16 protein-coding genes and 1 tRNA gene are annotated in these 17286 nt (G+C 68.3%); 6 read left to right on the forward strand and 11 right to left on the reverse strand.

Features of this window, described 5'->3' with window-relative positions; all coding sequences use genetic code 11:
- Positions 1 to 40: 40 nt before the first annotated feature.
- The 3 genes from GKE62_RS09140 to GKE62_RS09150 form a co-directional block, all read right to left on the reverse strand.
- Positions 41 to 1213, reverse strand: coding sequence for a CaiB/BaiF CoA-transferase family protein (locus tag GKE62_RS09140; RefSeq protein ID WP_230207038.1), 1173 nt, complete (start codon positions 1211 to 1213; stop codon positions 41 to 43).
- A 71-nt stretch (positions 1214 to 1284) separates the two neighbouring features.
- Positions 1285 to 1944: an alpha/beta hydrolase gene (locus tag GKE62_RS09145; protein ID WP_230207039.1), complete on the reverse strand. Its 660-nt coding sequence runs from the start codon at positions 1942 to 1944 to the stop codon at positions 1285 to 1287.
- A gap of 34 nt (positions 1945 to 1978) precedes the next feature.
- Positions 1979 to 2053, reverse strand: a tRNA-Gly gene (locus tag GKE62_RS09150).
- A gap of 172 nt (positions 2054 to 2225) precedes the next feature.
- Here GKE62_RS09150 and GKE62_RS09155 point away from each other — a divergent pair.
- From GKE62_RS09155 to GKE62_RS09165, 3 genes are all read left to right on the forward strand, one after another.
- On the forward strand, positions 2226 to 3140 hold the full coding sequence (locus tag GKE62_RS09155; protein WP_154691973.1) for a tetratricopeptide repeat protein: 915 nt from the start codon (positions 2226 to 2228) through the stop codon (positions 3138 to 3140).
- 2 nt (positions 3141 to 3142) lie between these two features.
- Positions 3143 to 3772: an LON peptidase substrate-binding domain-containing protein gene (locus GKE62_RS09160; protein WP_154691974.1), complete on the forward strand. Its 630-nt coding sequence runs from the start codon at positions 3143 to 3145 to the stop codon at positions 3770 to 3772.
- Between the two features lie 101 nt (positions 3773 to 3873).
- Positions 3874 to 4173, forward strand: coding sequence for a hypothetical protein (locus GKE62_RS09165; protein WP_154691975.1), 300 nt, complete (start codon positions 3874 to 3876; stop codon positions 4171 to 4173).
- Positions 4174 to 4291: 118 nt separating this feature from the next.
- Here the strand turns inward: GKE62_RS09165 and GKE62_RS09170 are convergent, their stop codons facing one another.
- The 7 genes from GKE62_RS09170 to GKE62_RS09200 form a co-directional block, all read right to left on the reverse strand.
- Positions 4292 to 4912, reverse strand: a complete 621-nt coding sequence (locus GKE62_RS09170; RefSeq protein WP_154691976.1) for a MarC family protein — start codon at positions 4910 to 4912, stop codon at positions 4292 to 4294.
- 19 nt (positions 4913 to 4931) lie between these two features.
- Positions 4932 to 5636 (reverse strand): hypothetical protein, encoded by a 705-nt coding sequence (locus GKE62_RS09175; RefSeq protein ID WP_154691977.1) that lies wholly within the window; start codon positions 5634 to 5636, stop codon positions 4932 to 4934.
- An 86-nt stretch (positions 5637 to 5722) separates the two neighbouring features.
- Positions 5723 to 6610 (reverse strand): bifunctional methylenetetrahydrofolate dehydrogenase/methenyltetrahydrofolate cyclohydrolase FolD, encoded by an 888-nt coding sequence (folD, locus tag GKE62_RS09180; RefSeq protein WP_154691978.1) that lies wholly within the window; start codon positions 6608 to 6610, stop codon positions 5723 to 5725.
- 1 nt (position 6611) lies between these two features.
- Complete coding sequence (locus GKE62_RS09185) at positions 6612 to 6905, reverse strand: YggT family protein (protein WP_154691979.1); 294 nt, start codon at positions 6903 to 6905, stop codon at positions 6612 to 6614.
- Positions 6906 to 6982: 77 nt separating this feature from the next.
- Positions 6983 to 7531: a hypothetical protein gene (locus tag GKE62_RS09190; protein ID WP_154691980.1), complete on the reverse strand. Its 549-nt coding sequence runs from the start codon at positions 7529 to 7531 to the stop codon at positions 6983 to 6985.
- Between the two features lie 64 nt (positions 7532 to 7595).
- A complete protein-coding gene (argB, locus tag GKE62_RS09195) occupies positions 7596 to 8492 on the reverse strand; it encodes an acetylglutamate kinase (RefSeq protein WP_154691981.1) in 897 nt (298 codons plus the stop codon).
- Positions 8492 to 9181: a queuosine precursor transporter gene (locus tag GKE62_RS09200; protein ID WP_154691982.1), complete on the reverse strand. Its 690-nt coding sequence runs from the start codon at positions 9179 to 9181 to the stop codon at positions 8492 to 8494. Before GKE62_RS09200 ends, argB begins: the two co-directional genes overlap by 1 nt.
- 84 nt (positions 9182 to 9265) lie before the next feature.
- Between GKE62_RS09200 and GKE62_RS09205 the strand changes: the two genes are divergently transcribed.
- Positions 9266 to 10585 (forward strand): NupC/NupG family nucleoside CNT transporter, encoded by a 1320-nt coding sequence (locus GKE62_RS09205; RefSeq protein ID WP_154691983.1) that lies wholly within the window; start codon positions 9266 to 9268, stop codon positions 10583 to 10585.
- Positions 10586 to 10652: 67 nt separating this feature from the next.
- On the opposite strand, the gene mutS is transcribed toward GKE62_RS09205, so the two are convergent.
- Positions 10653 to 13226 (reverse strand): DNA mismatch repair protein MutS, encoded by a 2574-nt coding sequence (gene mutS, locus GKE62_RS09210; protein WP_154691984.1) that lies wholly within the window; start codon positions 13224 to 13226, stop codon positions 10653 to 10655.
- Positions 13227 to 13328: 102 nt separating this feature from the next.
- Here mutS and GKE62_RS09215 point away from each other — a divergent pair, with 102 nt between their 5' ends.
- Both GKE62_RS09215 and GKE62_RS09220 read left to right on the forward strand, forming a co-directional pair.
- A complete protein-coding gene (locus GKE62_RS09215) occupies positions 13329 to 14939 on the forward strand; it encodes a hypothetical protein (RefSeq protein WP_154691985.1) in 1611 nt (536 codons plus the stop codon).
- Positions 14940 to 15020: 81 nt separating this feature from the next.
- A complete protein-coding gene (locus GKE62_RS09220) occupies positions 15021 to 17285 on the forward strand; it encodes an NADP-dependent malic enzyme (RefSeq protein ID WP_154691986.1) in 2265 nt (754 codons plus the stop codon).
- Position 17286 lies beyond the last annotated feature (1 nt).

Consider the following 17286-nt stretch of genomic DNA (forward strand, 5'->3'; position numbering starts at 1 on the left):
GCTGCAAAAGCTCCAACCGGGCCGCTTCGTTCCCGGCGTTTCACTCCTCGTGCGGCGAGAACGCGGGCGGGTGCTCGCCCAGCTTGGGCGGCGGGCCCCGCTCTCGCGCGGGCCAGCCACCGAATTCGACCGGCTGCTTCATCTCCCAATAGGCGCCCTCGCTGGGATGCTCGCGGCGCGCGAAGAATCCGGTCGCGGCCAGGTGCGGATCATCGTGAATGTCGCCAATGTCGCGGGCGGTGCGCGCCGGGAGATCGAGGGTACGGCATAGCGCCTCCAACTCGGCCGAGGTGTGGTTGACGGTCAGCGTCGCGAGCAGCGCGTAAAGATGGGTCACGTTGGCGACGCGCTTCTCGCGCGTGGCGAAGCGCGGATCGGTGATCGCATCGCCCGCCCCCAATGCTTCGAGCAGCCGCGGCCAGGCCTGCTCGGTGTAGGGAACGATGCTGATATAACCGTCGCTCGTCGGAAACGGCTGGCGGTTGGGATCGATCTGGCGGGCATAGCAGGCCGGCGCGTTGGGTGGATCGTAAGTCAGCCCGGCGAGATGCTCGACCAGCGAGAACTGGGCGAAAGCCTCGAACATCGGCACCTCGACATATTGTCCTTCGCCGGTGCGCAGCTTGTGGACGATCGCGGCCAGCGCGGCGTAGGCGGCGTGGAGCCCCGAAACCTTGTCCGCGATCAGCGAGGGGACATACCGCGCTCGCGGGTCGCCATCGACGCGGGCGGGCAGGCTGGCGAACCCAGTCGCGGCCTGGATCACGTCGTCGTAGGCAGGCTCATTGGCATAAGGCCCGCTCTGCCCGAAGCCGACGCAGTGGACGTAGATGATTCCCGGATTGAGCGCTCTGGCCGACGCGAAATCGAGTCCCAGCCGCTCGAGCGCCTTGCCCCGGACATTGAGCACGAGCACGTCGCATTCGCCGACCAGGCGGTGCATCGCAGCCAGATCGTCCGCGTCCTTGAGATTGAGCACGGCCGAGCGTTTGCCCCCGTTGAGCGCGAAGAAGGTCGGGCTCATTCCGGGGGTCTTGGCGGGAGCACCGAGCCAGCGGGCGATGTCCCCGCTCTCCGGCGCCTCGATCTTGAGCACCTCCGCGCCCAGGTCGTGGAGGATCTGGGTCGCATAGGGGCCGAACACCACGGTCGTCAGGTCGAGCACCCTGACCCCGGTGAGCATCGCCTTGCCGTCGTTACCCGCCGCCGCCATCCACGCCATCCTATCGTTCGCCTGCCTTGGCCACGGAGTGGCGCGGGGCGGACGGGCGCGCAACCCGCAATTTAGACCGCCTTCAGCAACGCCTTGGCGATGAAATCCCGCCCCAGCCGTAGCCCCACCGGATCGACGCTGTGGGGCACGCCCAACGAGACATGGGTGGTCACCGCCACGCCGAGCCGCTTGAGTTCGCTTTCCGCCAGATGCAGCGCGGCGACCGGGACCACCGGATCGGCCGAGCCGTGAACCAAAAGCACCGGGGGTTTGGCGGTATTCGTGGCGATGTCCGCCACGCTGGTCAGCATCCCGGAATACCCTGCGATCGCGGCCACCGGGGTCTTGCGCCGCAGACCGACATGCAGCGCCATCATCGTCCCCTGGCTGAACCCGACCAGCGCCAGGGCAGCCTCGGTCAGTCCGTACTGCGCCAGCTTGCGATCGAGAAACGCGTCGATGGCCGGCGCCGCCGCGGCCGCGCCCGCCGCCAGGGCCGCGGGCGCAAAGCCCGACAGGCCCCACCACTGGTAGCCCGCGCCCATCATTCCGCACCTTTGCGGCGCATGCGGTGCCAGGAACAGGGCATCGGGCAAGGCATCCTGCCAGTGCGGCGCCAGCGCGATCATGTCCGCGCCGCTCGAGCCATAGCCATGGAGCAGCACGACGATCTGCCTTGGGTCCGACCCTGACCGAGGCTTGAGGCTCTTGCCGTTTACGATGGGAGACAAAATCGCGCCTGCCTTCTTGGACGATGAAGGAGACTGGAGCGGGCGAAGGGATTCGAACCCTCGACCCCAACCTTGGCAAGGTTGTGCTCTACCACTGAGCTACGCCCGCTCGTGCGTCTGCTGGACCTGCGCGAAAACCGTCCGGGTCCGTGGAGAGGCGGGCGGTTAGCATCGCGTCTTGAGGGCCGCAAGGGTTAAGTGTCGCGGGCGGAAACCACTTGCCGAAACCGCCGCTGACCCCACATGATGCCCGCTAACCCGCGCAATCGGAGCAGACACCCTTGGCGACCCTCGGCCTCAATCTCGACGAACAGAAAGCTGTCGACCGCTTCCGCAAGGATGTCGTCGAACCCTCGATGACGAGCCTCGTCATCCTCGATTTCTGGGCCGAGTGGTGCGGGCCGTGCAAAGCGCTGTCGCCGATCCTGGAAAAAGTCGCCGCCGACTATGCCGACAAGGGCGTGATCCTGGCCAAGATCGACGTCGATGCCGAGAAGTTCATCGCGGCGCAGTTCCAGGTTCGGTCGATTCCCACCGTCTACGCGATGTTCCAGGGCCAGCCGGTTGCCGACCTGACTTCGGCGCGGACCGAATCGGCGCTGAAGGCGATGCTCGACCAGATCCTCGCCAAGCTGCCGATCCAAGGCGGCGCGGCGGCTGATGCGGCAGCTGAGCTGGAACCCTTGCTGGCGATGGGCGAGGACGTGCTGGCAAGCGGCGATGGCGAGCGCGCCGCCTCGATCTTCGCCCAGATCGTCGAGATGGCGCCCGACAATGCCGTCGCCAACGCCGGGCTGATCCGCGCGCTGACGCTGGCCGGTCGCACGGACGAAGCCCAAGCCGCGCTCGACGCCCTCGATCCGAACCTCGCCGCCGACCCCGCGCTGGCCCAAGCCCGCGCCGGGCTGGCGCTGGCCGAGGACGCGCCCGACCTTTCCGAACTTGAGGCGCTGCGCGCCTCCGCGGCCGAACGCCCCGCCGACATGGAGGCGCAGCTCGTGTTCGCCAATGCGCTGATCGCCAGCGGCGACCGCCAGGGCGCGGCGGACAAGCTGCTCGCCATGATCGCCGCCGACCGCGAATGGAGCGAAGGCGCCGCCAAGGCCCGCCTGCTCCAGCTGTTCGAGGCGACCGGACTCGAGGACCCGTGGGTCTCCGCGACCCGTCGCCGTCTCTCGACGCTGCTGTTCGGATAATCATGACTGCTGCGGCCACCACCACCCGGCTGTCGATCTTTCCGCTGCCCGGCGCGGTGCTCTATCCCGGGCTGCAACTGCCGCTGCACATCTTCGAGCCGCGTTATCGCGCGCTGGTCAGCGATGCGCTCGCCCGCGACCGGCGGATCGCGATGATCCAGCCGCAAGGGCGCGAGGAAGGCGCGCCGCTGTTCCGTGTCGGCTGCGTCGGCAAGATCGCCCAGTTCGAGGCGCTCGAAGACGGGCGCTACAATCTGGTGCTCGAGGGCGAGGCCCGGTTCCGGCTGCTGCGCGAGATCGACGCTGCGACCCCGTTTCGCCAGGTCGAGGCAGAACTGCTCGCCGACCCCGCCGACGAAGTGCTGAGCGCGGTCGAACGCGCGAGCTTCGAACGCGAGGCGCGCCGCTTCGCGGCGGCACAGGGCTATCGCGTCGATTGGGAATCGGTCGCACGGCTCGACGACGTTTCGCTGATCAACGGGGTCAGCCAGATCGCCCCGTTCGACGCCGCGGCCAAGCAGGCGCTGCTCGAGGTGAACGGGATCGGCGAGCGTTGCGAACTGCTGGTTCAACTGATGCAGTTCTTCGGCCGTCACGACGGCGGCGACGACGGGGCGGTGACGCTGCAATAGCGGCGGGCGCCAAGGCTGGGGCCAACATGACCAATTTGTAACTGTTCGGCGCGGGCGATGCGCGCTTATTCCGGCTGGCCGATGGGCAGCAGGAGAACTTCATGAAACGGTTGTTGATCGTCGCCGCCGCCGCGACCGCGCTCTCGCTGGGGGCGTGCAAGAAGGAAGACAAGTCCGCCGAGGCGACCGACGCCAGCACCGAGGCCGCGATGGCCGCGGGCGAAGCGAGTTCGGCCGCCGCCACCGCCAGCGACGCCGCGATGGACACCGCCGCCGCGCCGATGGATTCAGCCTCCGCCGCAGCCGCGGGCGACAAGGCCGCGATGGCAGGCGACGCCGCCGAAAAGGCCGGCGACAAAGCCAAGGAAGCTGGCGAGAAGGCCAAGGACGCCGCGCACTGATACCATCCCCTGGGGTGCGCGAACCGAGCAACGCCCGGGCTTTCAGGCCCTAGCCCGGGCGTTGTTCCTTCGGTCACCGGGCTTCGTATCCTCTCCCCTCGAAGAGCAAGGGCCGGGGTCAGCCGAGCACGGCCTTCAGCCCATCGATCACATACTGCGCCGCCAACGCTGCCAGCAGCACCCCGAGCAGGCGGGTGATCACCGCCTCGACGCTGGTTCCAAGCAGCTTCATCAGCGGCCCCGCGGCGATCAGCGAGAGCGCGGTCAGCACCAGCACCGCGGCTAGCGCGGCAAGCACCACCAGGGTCTGTGCGGTTCCCTGACTACGGCTCATCAGCAGCATCATCGTCGCGATCGAGCCAGGTCCGGCGATCATCGGCATCGCCATCGGAAACACCGCGACATCCTCGACCTCCGGTGTCGCCTTGATTTTTTCCGCCCGCTCCTCGCGCCGCTGGGTGCGCTTCTCGAACACCATGTCGAGCGCGATGACGAACAGCATGATCCCGCCCGCGATCCGGAACGCATCGAGTTCGATGTGCAGCGCGCCGAGCAGGTGCTCGCCGAACAGCGCGAAGATCAGCAGAATGATTCCGGCGATCAGGCTGGCGCGCAACGCCATGCTCCTCGCCTGCGGACGCGTCGCGCCGCTCGTCAGCCCGGCATAGATCGGCGCGCAGCCGGGCGGGTCGATCACCACGAACAGGGTGACGAAGGCGGAGAGGAACAAGTCTAGCATCGAAGTTGGCGGGCGCCGGTTACGCGCAATGCGGCGCAGGCTGTCCGGCTGGAACCGGCGGCGGCGGCGCAGTGCGGCGAAACACCTCTTTCATCCCGTCGTCCGAAGCCATCCGGACCACCGCGGTGCGCGAGCAATCCGCCGCGATCGCCGTTTCCCACGCCAGCGTGCCGTCGTTAGCCGCCGCGCTGCCCCACGCCTCGCCGCGACGAACGTCGCGGCTGGGCCGAGGGCCTTTGAGGCATTCGGCGACCTTGCCGGAAATCGTCTCGGGATCGATCGCGCCGCCCGCGCTGTCGAAGCCCTGGTCGAGCACCCAGCGGTATTCGCCGCTCTCCTGGCGCTGCCAGACGGTGAGGAAGCGGCTCTTGCGTCCGCTAGGAAAGGACGCCTCGCCGGTGGTGACCGCGAACGAGCCGTCGCAGCTCGACCACGCGGCATCCGGCCCCCACAGGATCGGCTGGGCCGGATCGGGCGTGCCCTTCAGCGACTGCTGGACGTTGCTCCACGCGGGCGGCGGCGGAAACTGCGCGTCACCGGTGGCGTAGTGGCGGAACGCCGTCCACGTGCCCTTCTCGCGCGCCATCCGGGCGAACGCGCGCTCGGTGGTGATGACCTGGCCGGGATCGGCGAACGGACGCAGGCCATGCGGCTTTCGCGCGTCGGCCGCCGTGGCGCAAGCGGTGAGGCTGAGGACGAGCGAAGCGAAAAGCAGTTTATGCATGGCCAACCCTACCCGCTCATGTCGAGCGAAGTCGAGACATCACGCGCGATGATGTCTCGACTTCGCTCGACATGAGCGGGCGTTGGTTAGATTTCCGTCCCTCGCACCCCCGCGCGGCGTTGCGCCGCGACCAGGGTGTTGCGCAGCAGGCAGGCGATGGTCATCGGGCCGACCCCGCCGGGCACCGGGGTGATCGCGCCGGCGACGGTGCTCGCCGAGGGGAAGTCGACGTCGCCGACCAGCTTGGTCTTGCCAGGTTCGGCGCCCGGAACGCGATTGATCCCGACGTCGATGACAGTCGCGCCGGGCTTGAGCCAGTCGCCGGTGACCATGGCGGGGCGCCCGACCGCGGCGACGACGATGTCGGCGCGGCGGACGACGTCGGCCAGGTCCCTGGTCCGGCTGTGGGCGACGGTCACGGTGCAGCTTTCCTTGAGCAGCAATTGCGCCATCGGCTTGCCGACGATGTTGGAACGCCCGATCACCACCGCGTCCAGCCCCGCCAGGTCGCCGAGACGATCTTTCAGCAGCATCAGACAGCCCAGCGGGGTGCACGGCACGAACCCGTGCAGCCCGGTCGCGAGCCGGCCAGCGTTGACCACGGTGAAGCCGTCGACATCCTTGTCGGGATCGATCGTGGCGATCACCTTGGCCTCGTTCATGTGCGGCGGCAGCGGCAACTGGACGAGAATGCCGTCGACCGCCGGATCGGCGTTGAGCGCATCGACCAGCGCGAGCAGTTCGGCCTCGGGGGTATCGGCCGCCAGCTTGTGTTCGAAGCTGGCCATCCCTGCTTCGAGCGTGGCCTTGCCCTTGGAGCGGACGTAGATCTGGCTCGCCGGGTCCTCGCCGACCAGCACCACCGCCAGCCCGGCCTGGCGTCCGGCCGCGGCCTCGAAGGCGCGCGCCTGGTCGCCGACCTTGCCACGCAAGGTGGCCGCAAACGCCTTTCCGTCGATCGTCTCCGCCGTCACCTCAAGTCGCCGCGATCGCTACGTTGCGCAGCACGATCATCACGATCTGGAGGAGAATGATCAGAACCATCGGCGAAAAGTCGATTGCCCCGGTTGCGGGCATGATCCGCCGGATCGGGCGCAGGATCGGCTCGAGGATCGCATTGATCGCGGTCCACACCGCATCGACGAAGCCGTTGTGCCGGTTGACCACGTTGAACGCCAGCAGCAGGCTGAGCACGAACTGGATGATCACCGCGACCACGATCACGTTGATCAACAGGCTGACGATCTCGATCAAGGTATAGAGAAACACCGCGTGCGCCTTGCCGTTGTAGGGTGCGCGCTGCCTAGCGGGACGCGGGCGTGCTAGCAATGAGGCGATGGCCGGATTCAGGGCTCGAACGTGACACTCTGGATGTGCCAGCGCAGTTGCGCCGGGGTTGCGCCGTCGACGTCGTTTACCCGGCGCACGACGATCGTACCGTGGCGCTCGAAGGAAGCGCCATCCTTGCGTGCGCCGGTGAGGGTCAACGGAACCTCGTAATATAATGACCCCGCCGCGCCCTCGACATCGCCGTCGCCGACGCCGACGGTGATTGTCTTGTAGTCCGCGAACTGTTTGGCCGACTTTGCCGCGGACGCCCCCGCCCCCCATTGCGCGTCGGCGCGCGCAAAATCGCGCCGCTCGATCGCGCGGGCCCATTCGAGCAGGACGTTGCGCGCGCCCGTCTCGCCCTTTTCGGCCTCGGGGACGAGAGCGGGGGCCGAGAGTTCGTCGGGGCTTGGCGTCGAGGTTGGCGGGGTGGTCTCGGCCGGCGACGGCTCGGCGGTGGCGGCCGGCGCCTGCGCGGCCTCGCTCGGCGCGGGGGCGGGCGCGGGCTGGTTGCAGGCGGAGAGGGCGAGGGCGAGCGCCGCGATGGCCGGAGGAGACTGCTTCATGGCAGGTTCGACGCGAGGAACCCCGTTCCGTTCCTCACCCAACCCGGTTTGACAGGTCTTGGCCTCAAACCCGGATCAAGGTCCCCGCGCCGCGGCTGGTGAAGATCTCGAGCAGCAGCGCGTGCGGCACCCGCCCGTCGAGCACCACCGCCGCCTCGCACCCGGCCTCTACCGCGTGGACGCAGGTTTCCAGCTTGGGGATCATCCCGCCGCGGATCGTGCCGTCGGCCTGGAGCTCGGCGATCCGCGCCGGGGTCAGGTCGGTGAGGAGCGCGCCCGCCTTGTCGAGCACGCCGGGCACGTCGGTCAGCAGGAACAGTCGCGCCGCGCCCAGCGCCGCGGCGATCGCCCCGGCCATCGTATCGGCGTTGATGTTGTAGGTCTCGCCGTCCTCGCCCGCGCCGATCGGGGCGACCACCGGGATCATCCCTGCCGCGCACGTGGTCTCGAGGATCGTGGTGTCGACCCTCGCCGGCTCGCCGACGAACCCGAGGTCGATCGCCTGTTCGATGTTGCTGTCCGGGTCCTTGCTCGTCCGCTCGACCTTGCGCGCGGTGACCAGGCCCGCGTCCTTGCCCGAAATCCCCAGCGCCTTGCCGCCCGCCCGTGCGATCCAGCCGACCAGCTCCTTGTTGATCGAGCCCGAAAGGACCATTTCGGCGACCTTGGCGGTCTCGCGATCGGTAACGCGCAGCCCGTCGATAAAGCTGCTTTCGACCCCCAGCTTCTTGAGCATAGCGCCGATCTGCGGCCCACCGCCGTGGACCACCACCGGATTGATCCCGACCGCTTTCAGCAGCACCACGTCCTGCGCGAAATCGTGCGCGGCTTCGGGATCGCCCATCGCGTGGCCGCCGTATTTGACCACGAAGGTACGACCGGCATAACGCTGGAGATAGGGCAGCGCCTCGGTCAGCGTCTCGGCTTTGGCGAGCATCGCGGGATCGGGAACCTGGCTCATCAAGAACGCTTTCCGTCGAGCTGGCGGGAAATGGCGACCACCGCCCAGATGATCAGCGGCACCAGCACCGCCGAAAGCACCACCTTGGCCAACATCTGCCCGAGCATCAGATCGAGGATCGGGCGCACGCCCCAGAACGAGGCGGTGATGAAGATCAGGGTATCGACGATCTGGCTGAGCGCGGCGGCGATGAACCCGCGGAAACCGGCCCAGCGGCTGGCGGTGCCATCCTTCGGCCGCAGCCTGTCGAAAATCCAGATGTTGAGCGTGACCGAGACGCCATAGGCGGCGATCCCTGCCGCCATCATCCGCCAGCTCTGCCCGACGATGATCGGAAACGCTTCCTTTGCGGGGGGATACATGCCCGGATCGGTCGGGAGTTGCAGCACCAGTAGTGCAAGTAGGATGGCGATCGTCAGCGGCACGAACCCGAACCGCACCAACCGGTCGGCGGTGGCCTTGCCATGCAGTTCGGCGATCGCGCTCGATATCGCCACAAGGGTCAGGAACGGAAAGATTCCCGCTTCCACCGCCAGCGGCCCCAGCGCGACCTGCTTGGCCCCCAGGAACCCGCCCAGCGGCACCATCCCGCCATACAGGATCGCGAACAGGAACAGCGAACGCGGGATCGAGAGCGCGCTTTGGGCGGGCGTTTGCAAAGGCGCCAGTGCGGGGGAAGGACTATCCATCGCGGCCCGATAGCGGGATTTTGACCGTCCGCCAAATCCCCCCTAACACCCTGCCTGCCAACAGGGTCCGGAGCCTCAATCCCGATGCGTGTCGTCTATTCCCTCCTCGGGATCGCCTTGATCTTGGCTCTCGCCTTCGCGCTGTCGAGCAATCGCCGCGCGATCCGCCCGCGGGTGGTCGCCGCGGCGTTCGCGCTGCAGGCGGGGTTCGCCGCGATGGTGCTCTATGTCCCGTGGGGCAACGCCGCGCTGCAGGGAGCCGCGCACGGGGTCGAGAACCTGCTCGGCTATGCCAAGGCTGGGATCGACTTCCTGTTTGGCCCGCTCGCCAAACCCGAGATCGGCGGGCAGAGCTTTGCCATCGCCGCGCTGCCGGTGATCATCTTCTTCGCCGCGCTGATCAGTATCCTCTACTATCTCGGGATCATGCAGCTCATCATCCGCTGGATCGGCGGCGCGCTCGAGCAGATCACCGGGATCAGCAAGGTCGAGAGCCTGACCGCAGCTGCCAACATCTTCGTCGGGCAGAGCGAGAGCCCGCTGGTGATCCGGCCTTATCTCGCCGCGCTCAACCAATCGCAGCTGTTCCTGGTGATGACCGTGGGCATGGCGGGTGTCGCGGGGACGATCCTGGCAGCCTACGCCAGCATGGGCATCCGCATCGACTATCTCGTCGCCGCCGCGTTCATGAGCGCGCCGGGCGGCATCCTGATGGCAAAGCTCATCATGCCCGACGAGCCACCGCGGATTGAGCCCGACCCCGAGGTTCGCGCGGCGATAGCCGACGAGATTTCCGAGGGCGGGCCCGTTGCGGGTGATCCGCTGACCAACCCGCACGATCCCGCGACGATCGAGCCCTCGCCGGTCGAGCCTGACGAGGAGCGCCCCGCCAATATCATCATGGCCGCGAGCCAGGGCGCGCAGACCGGCGTGAAGCTGGCCGTCGCGGTGGGCGCGATGGTGCTCGCTTTCGTCGCGCTGGTCGCATTGGCCAACGGCATCCTCGGCGGGATCGGCGCGTGGTTCGGCTATCCCGAGCTCAGCTTCCAGGGCATCATCGGCTACGCCTTCGCTCCGATCATGTGGCTGCTGGGAGCCGCAAGCTGGACCGAGGCGCTGCACGCCGGCAGCCTGTTCGGGACCAAGCTGGTGCTCAACGAATTCGTCGCGTTCATCGAGCTCGGCAAGGACGGCGTCCTGTCGCCGCATATGGTCGCGGTGGTGACGTTCGCGCTGTGCGGCTTCGCCAACTTCAGCTCGATCGCGATCCAGATGGCGGTGACCGGCGGCCTCGCCCCGAATCAGCGCCCGCACATCGCCCGGCTGGGGATCAAGGCGCTGGTCGCCGGGAGCCTGAGCAACCTGCTGAGCGCGGCGTTGGCGGGGCTGTTCTTGTCGCTTTGAGGGAGTTGAAAGGGGCGGCGTCCGAACGCGCCCCCTCTCCCAGCCCTTTGCCCTGAAGGGGCGAGGGCTAGTCCCCCGCTTCGTGCTTCAGCCGGTATAGCTCCTCCAGCGCCTCCCGCGGACTCAGCGCGTCGACATCGAGCGCCTTGAGCCGCTCGCGCAGTTCGTCGCAGACCTCCTCCTCGGCCGCCAGCGCCGCGGCGAACAGCGGCAGGTCGTCCAGCCCCGCGGCCAGCCCGCCGGTTGCCGCGCGGCCCTTTTCCAGCTTGTCGAGCACCGCCTTGGCGCGCTTGAGCACGGGCGGCGAAACACCGGCCAGCCGCGCCACCGCAAGACCGTAGCTGCGATCCGCCGGGCCTTCGGCGACTTCGTGCAACAGCACCAGATCGCCTTTCCATTCGCGCGCGCGAACGTGGTGGAGCGACAGCGCCTCGCATGTCTCGGCGAGGCGCGCCAGTTCATGATAGTGCGTGGCGAACAGGCAGCGGCAGCGGTTGGTCTCATGGACCGCCTCGACCACCGCCCAGGCCAGCGCCAACCCGTCGTAGGTCGAAGTGCCCCGCCCAACCTCGTCGAGGATCACGAACGAGCGCTCGGTCGCCTGGGAAAGGATCGCCGCGGTCTCGACCATCTCGACCATGAACGTCGACCTGCCCCGCGCAAGGTTGTCGCTCGCTCCGACCCGGCTGAACAGGCGATCGACCAGGCCGATGGTGGCGCTGGTCGCGGGCACGAACCCGCCCGCCTGGGCGAGGAGCACGATCAGGGCATTTTGGCGGAGAAAGGTCGACTTGCCCCCCATGTTCGGCCCGCCAACCACCCACAATCGGTCGCCAAGCGACAGCGTGCAGTCGTTCGCCACGAACCGTTCGCCCGCCTTGTCGAGCGCGGCCTCGACCACCGGATGACGCCCGCCCTCGATCGTCAGCACCGGCTCGGCGACGATCCGCGGCAGCGCCCAGCGCCCCTGGGCGGCGCGCTCGGCCTGGCCTGCGGCAACGTCGATCCGGGCGAGTGCGGCGGCGGTGGCGGCGATGGCCTGGCGGGATTGCGCCACTTGGCCGACCAGTTCCTCGAAATGCGCCTCTTCAGCCGCCAGCGCGTGGCCCGCGGCCTCGGCGATCCGGCTCGCCTCCTCGTGCAGCGCGAGCGCGTTGAAGCGCACTGCGCCGGCCATCGTCTGGCGATGGGTGAAGCCCGAATCCGCCGCCATCAGCCGGTCGGCATGCTTGGCCGGAACCTCTACGAAATAGCCGAGCACGCCGTTGTGTCGGATCTTGAGCGAGGGCGTGGCGGTCTCGTCGCGGTACCTGGCTTCGAGCGCGGCGATCGCGCGACGGGCATGGCCGCTGGTGCGGCGCAATTCGTCGAGTGCGTGGTCGTAGCCTTCGGCGATATAGCCGCCCTGATCGCGCGTCGTGGGCGGCGCGGGCACCAGCGCGCGGCTCAGCAGATCGACCAGCGCGCCGTGCCCGCCCAGCGCGGGGAGCAGCGCGTTGAGAAGCGCGGGCCGATCCTCGCGTTTTTGCAGGTGATCGCGCACGCGGCGCGCCTCGCTCAATCCATCGCGCAACTGGCCGAGGTCGCGCGGACTGCCCCGCCCCGCCGCTACTCTTCCCAAAGCTCGCCCGATATCCGGCGCGGCGCGCAGCATCACGCGCAGATCGCCGCGCAGCAGCGAATCGTCGTGGAGCCAGCTCACCAATTCGAGCCGGGCGTTGATCGCCGCAGAATCGGTCAGCGGGGCGGACAAGTCCTCGGCCAGTTGCCGCGCCCCGGCCCCGGTCACGCAGCGGTCGATCGCTTCGATCAGGCTGCCCTTGCGCGCGCCGCCTTGCGTCGAGAGAATCTCCAGACTGACGCGCGTCGCCTCGTCCATCGCCAGCGCCGCGTCGCCGCCGCGCACCTCGGGCGGCAGCAGCAGCGGAAGCGCGCCGCGCCCGACATGGTCGAGATAACCCAGCAGGCCCCCGGCGGCCGCCAGCATCGCCCGCCCGAAGCTGCCGAACCCCTCGAGCGTCGCGACCCCGTGCGCGGCCTTGAGCCGCCGCTCGCCCGATTCGCTGGTGAAGTCCGCCGCGCTGCGCGCGATCGCCCCGTCGGGCGCCGCCCAGCCCTCGGGCGCGACCACTTCGCTTGGGCCAAGCCGCGCCAGCGCCGCGCCCAACGCATCGGGTACGCACTCTTCCAGCTCCATCCGCCCGGTCGAGATGTCGCACGCCGCGATCCCGCAAAGCCCGCGCACCTCGCACACCGCCGCCAGCACATTGGCGCGGCGCGGTTCGAGCAGCGCTTCTTCCGTCAGCGTCCCGGCGGTGACGAAACGGACGATGTCGCGCGCGACCAGCGTCTTGGCCCCGCCGCGCTTTTTTGCGGCCTCGGGAGTCTCGACCTGTTCGGCGATCGCCACCCGGCAGCCTGCCTTGATCAGCCGCGCTAGATAGCCCTCGGCGGCGTGGACCGGCACCCCGCACATCGGGATCGGCGCGCCGCCGTGCTCGCCGCGGCTGGTCAGCGCGATGTCGAGCACTTGCGCCGCGACCCTGGCATCGTCGAAGAACAGCTCGAAGAAATCGCCCATTCGGTAGAACAGCAGACAATCGGCCGCCTGCGCCTTGAGCGCGAGATATTGCGCCATCATGGGGGTTGCGGCTATGGGGCTCACGGGCAGCCTGGCGGGTCCGAGTGGGAACGAGCCACCTAGACCAGGCATCCGGCATTCTCAAATCGGTGACGGGAACTCATGCACAGTCGTGAAGCATTGGCGCTAGGGCGCGACGCGGCGGTGCTGCAGTGGCTACGCGCGCCGTGGCTCATGGCCGCCATCGCGGTACTGTGCCTGCCCTATCTGCTGGTCACCGTACCACCGCTGATCGACCTGCCCGGCCACCTCGGCGCCGCGGCGATCGAGGCCGCCGCGCCGGGCAGCCCACTCCACCAGTACTGGAACTGGCAGTGGGCCTACTCGCTCAACATGGGCGGCGAAGTGCTGATGAAGCTGCTCGCCGATTCGTTCGGACTGGTCGCGGCGGGCTGGTGGAGCGCGGTGATCGCCACGGTCCTGTTCGCCGCCGGCTGCGTCGCCGCGATCCGCGCGGTCAATCCCCGGGGCGCATTCGGGCTCGGCTGGGCGCTGATCTTCGTGTTCAGCTATCCGCTGCTGATGGGTTTCATCAACTACGTGCTGGCCACGGGGCTGGCGCTGCTGGCTTTCGCCGCGTGGGTGACCTGGCGCGACAGGCCGGGCCGCCGGATCGCCTTGTTGCTGATCGCCCAGCCCATTCTGCTGACCTGCCACGCCGTCGGCGGCGCGATGCTCCCCTTGCTGGTCGCCACCTACAGCGTGGGCGCGGCGCTCGACGATCGCGGCGGCGGCTGGCGCGACGGCGCGAAGCGAGTGCTGCGCGAATGCTGGCCGCTGCTCGCTACCTTCGCGACGATGGCGCTGTGGAAACTCGCCGCGCCTGCGGGCAAGGGCGGCCTCAAGTGGTACGGCGCGCAAAAACTGCTCGCCTTTCCGTTCGCCCTGCGCGACCAGAACCAGATCCTCGACGTTGGTTCGCTGGTGGTGTGCGGCCTGGTACTCATCGTCGGAGCCGCGATCGGCGCGCGCTGGACGTGGCGCCAGGGCCTGCCCGCGCTGGCGCTGGCGGTGCTGTTCGCGATCGCACCGGGCGCGATCGACGGCAGCGCGCTGGTCGACGTTCGGCTGCTGCCGGTCGCGATCATGCTGGCGCTGGGGTTCCAGGATTGGAGCCGAGTCGATGCGGGCGTGGCGCGCGCGGTCGCGCTGGCCGGAGTGGGGCTGCTGGTGGTGCGGCTGGGCACCACGGCTTACGGCTTTGCCGCCTATGACGCCGACTACCGCGCGCAGCTTGCCGCGCTCAATCGCGTCCAGCCGGGCGCCAAGGTGCTCGCGCTGGTCGAGCACACCTGCCTGCGCGAAAGCTGGCGGACCCCGCGTACCGATCACCTGCCCAGCCTCGCCAGCGTCTATCGCGGGGCTTGGACCAACGACAACTGGGCGGTGCCGGGGCTGCACATGCTCACTCCGAAGTTCCGTCCGGGGCGGAACTACACCGCCGACCCGTCCACCTTCGTGTGGTCGCCGGGTTGCTCGGGCGGCAAGCGCCTGCGCGGGATCGACCAGGCGATGCGCAAGGCCCCGCTCGACAAGTTCGACTATGTCTGGCTGATCGACACCGGCAAACCCCGCCACCAGGACAAGCGCCTCGCCCCGGTGTGGCGCTCGGGCCGCAGCACGCTCTATGCGGTCAAGGCGCGTACCAACGTGCTGGGCGGTCAGGCGATGGCCAAGTCGAGCGTGCGAGTGCGGGTGCGCAACAAGGGCTGATTCCCCTCCCAACCCCGGTTGCCGCGCGGCGCGTCCCGTCCTAGACCTTTGCGGCGCGCGGGGCGACAGGGGTTTTTGGGCATGGCCGACGAGAGCAACGTCAAGTTCACCGAGCGCGAGGCGCTGTTCTTCCATTCGACCGGGCGCCCGGGGAAGATCGAGATCATCGCGTCGAAGCCGATGGCGACGCAGCGCGACCTGAGCCTGGCCTATTCGCCCGGAGTCGCGGTTCCGGTCCTCGCCATCGCCGCCGATCCCGCCACCGCCTATGACTATACCGCCAAGGGCAACCTCGTCGCGGTGATCTCCAACGGCACCGCGATCCTCGGTCTGGGCAACCTCGGCGCGCTCGCCTCCAAGCCGGTGATGGAAGGCAAGGCGGTGCTATTCAAGCGCTTCGCCGACGTCGATTCGATCGACATCGAACTCGCCACCGAAGACGCCGACGCGATCATCGAGGCGGTAACGCTGATGGAGCCCAGCTTCGGCGGGATCAACCTCGAGGACATCAAGGCGCCCGAGTGCTTCGTGATCGAGCAGGCGCTCAAGGAACGCCTCAAGATTCCGGTGATGCACGACGACCAGCACGGCACCGCGATCATCTCCGCCGCCGGGCTGCTCAACGCCTGCTTCCTCACCGGCCGCAAGTTCGACGAGGTCAAGGTGGTGGTCAACGGCGCGGGCGCCGCGGCGATCGCCTGCACCGCGCTCATCAAGGCGATGGGTGTGCGCCACGAGAACGTCATCATGTGCGATCGCTCGGGCGTGATCTATCGCGGGCGCGAGGGGATCGACCAGTTCAAGTCGGCGCACGCGGTCGATACCGACCGGCGGACGCTGGAAGAAGCGCTGGTCGGCGCCGACATCTTCCTCGGCCTCTCGGCCAAGGGCGCGCTCAAGCCCGAAATGATCGCCAAGATGGCCGATCAGCCGATCATCTTCGCGATGGCCAACCCCGATCCCGAGATCACCCCGCCCGACGCCAAGGCCGCGCGGCCCGACTGCATCATCGCCACCGGGCGCTCGGACTATCCCAACCAGGTCAACAACGTCTTGGGTTTCCCCTTCATCTTCCGCGGCGCCCTCGACGTGCGGGCGACCGCGATCAACGACGAGATGAAAATCGCCGCCGCCCGCGCCATTGCCGAGCTGGCGCGCGAGCAGGTTCCCGAGGAGGTCGCCGCGGCCTATGGCGGGCTGACGATGCAGTTCGGGCGCGACTACATCATTCCCGCACCGTTCGATCCGCGACTGATGGAGGTGGTATCGTCCGCGGTCGCCAAGGGGGCGATGGATTCGGGCGTCGCGCAAAAGCCGATTCCGGACTTCGACGCCTACCGCCACAGTCTCAAGTCGCGGCTCAACCCGACCACCTCGGTGCTGACCCAGGTCTATGCCAAGGCGCGGCTCAACCCCAAGCGGGTGGTGTTCGCCGAGGCCGAGGACGAAGTGGTGCTGCGCGCGGCGATCCAGTTCAAGGAAGGCGGCTATGGCGAGCCGCTGCTGGTCGGGCGCGACGCGGCGGTCCGCGCCAAACTCCAGGAACTGGGGATCGAGCAGCCCAACAGTTTCGAGATCCACAATTCGGCGATCAGCCCGCACGTGCCCGCGATGATCGAAGTGCTCTACGAACGGCTCCAGCGCCGTGGGTTCATGAAGCGCGACGTCAAGCGGATGGTCAACCAAGACCGCAACGTGTTTGCCTCGCTGCTGGTCAAGCTGGGCCACGCCGACGCCATGATCACCGGGATCACGCGGCCGTTCGCGCAATCGATGCGCGAGATTCGCCAGGTGCTCGATCCGGTGCCAGGCAAAGTGCCGTTCGGCATCCACCTGATGATCGGCAAGAACTACACGGTGTTCCTCGCCGATACGACGATCAACGAGCGGCCGTCGTCCGCGGACCTGGCGGAGATCGCGAAGGGCACCGCCGAAGTGGCCAAGAAGCTGGGCCACGAACCGCGCGTCGCATTCCTCAGCTATTCGACCTTCGGCAACCCGCCGGGGCGCTGGCTCGAGAACATCCGCGAAGCGGTGGCGCTGCTCGACGCCGATCCGCCGGGGTTCGAATATGAAGGCGAAATGGCCCCCGACGCCGCGCTCAACCCCGCGACGATGGCCAAGTACCCGTTCATGCGGCTCTCGGCCCCGGCGAACGTGCTGGTGATGCCGGGGCTGCAATCGGCCAACCTGTCGGCCAAGCTGCTGCGCGAACTGGCCGGCAACGCCACCATCGGGCCGATGCTGGTGGGAATGGAAAAGCCGGTCCAGATCGCGGCGATGAACTCCAACGCGAGCGACATCTTGACGCTGGCGGTGCTCGCGGCGGCGGAGGTGATGGGCTAGA

This window comes from Novosphingobium sp. Gsoil 351, assembly GCF_009707465.1.
GTDB lineage: Bacteria > Pseudomonadota > Alphaproteobacteria > Sphingomonadales > Sphingomonadaceae > Novosphingobium.

Bases quoted from the DNA above. Each gene is read 5' to 3' on its own strand.
- argB (WP_154691981.1), bottom strand. From the start codon at position 8,492: ATGAGCCAGGTTCCCGATCCCGCGATGCTCGCCAAAGCCGAGACGCTG.
- GKE62_RS09215 (WP_154691985.1), top strand. From the start codon at position 13,329: ATGCACAGTCGTGAAGCATTGGCGCTAGGGCGCGACGCGGCGGTGCTG.
- GKE62_RS09160 (WP_154691974.1), top strand. From the start codon at position 3,143: ATGACTGCTGCGGCCACCACCACCCGGCTGTCGATCTTTCCGCTGCCC.
- GKE62_RS09190 (WP_154691980.1), bottom strand. From the start codon at position 7,531: ATGAAGCAGTCTCCTCCGGCCATCGCGGCGCTCGCCCTCGCCCTCTCC.
- GKE62_RS09140 (WP_230207038.1), bottom strand. From the start codon at position 1,213: ATGGCGGCGGCGGGTAACGACGGCAAGGCGATGCTCACCGGGGTCAGG.
- GKE62_RS09220 (WP_154691986.1), top strand. From the start codon at position 15,021: ATGGCCGACGAGAGCAACGTCAAGTTCACCGAGCGCGAGGCGCTGTTC.
- mutS (WP_154691984.1), bottom strand. From the start codon at position 13,226: ATGATGGCGCAATATCTCGCGCTCAAGGCGCAGGCGGCCGATTGTCTG.
- GKE62_RS09200 (WP_154691982.1), bottom strand. From the start codon at position 9,181: ATGGATAGTCCTTCCCCCGCACTGGCGCCTTTGCAAACGCCCGCCCAA.
- GKE62_RS09165 (WP_154691975.1), top strand. From the start codon at position 3,874: ATGAAACGGTTGTTGATCGTCGCCGCCGCCGCGACCGCGCTCTCGCTG.
- GKE62_RS09205 (WP_154691983.1), top strand. From the start codon at position 9,266: ATGCGTGTCGTCTATTCCCTCCTCGGGATCGCCTTGATCTTGGCTCTC.
- GKE62_RS09175 (WP_154691977.1), bottom strand. From the start codon at position 5,636: ATGCATAAACTGCTTTTCGCTTCGCTCGTCCTCAGCCTCACCGCTTGC.
- GKE62_RS09170 (WP_154691976.1), bottom strand. From the start codon at position 4,912: ATGCTAGACTTGTTCCTCTCCGCCTTCGTCACCCTGTTCGTGGTGATC.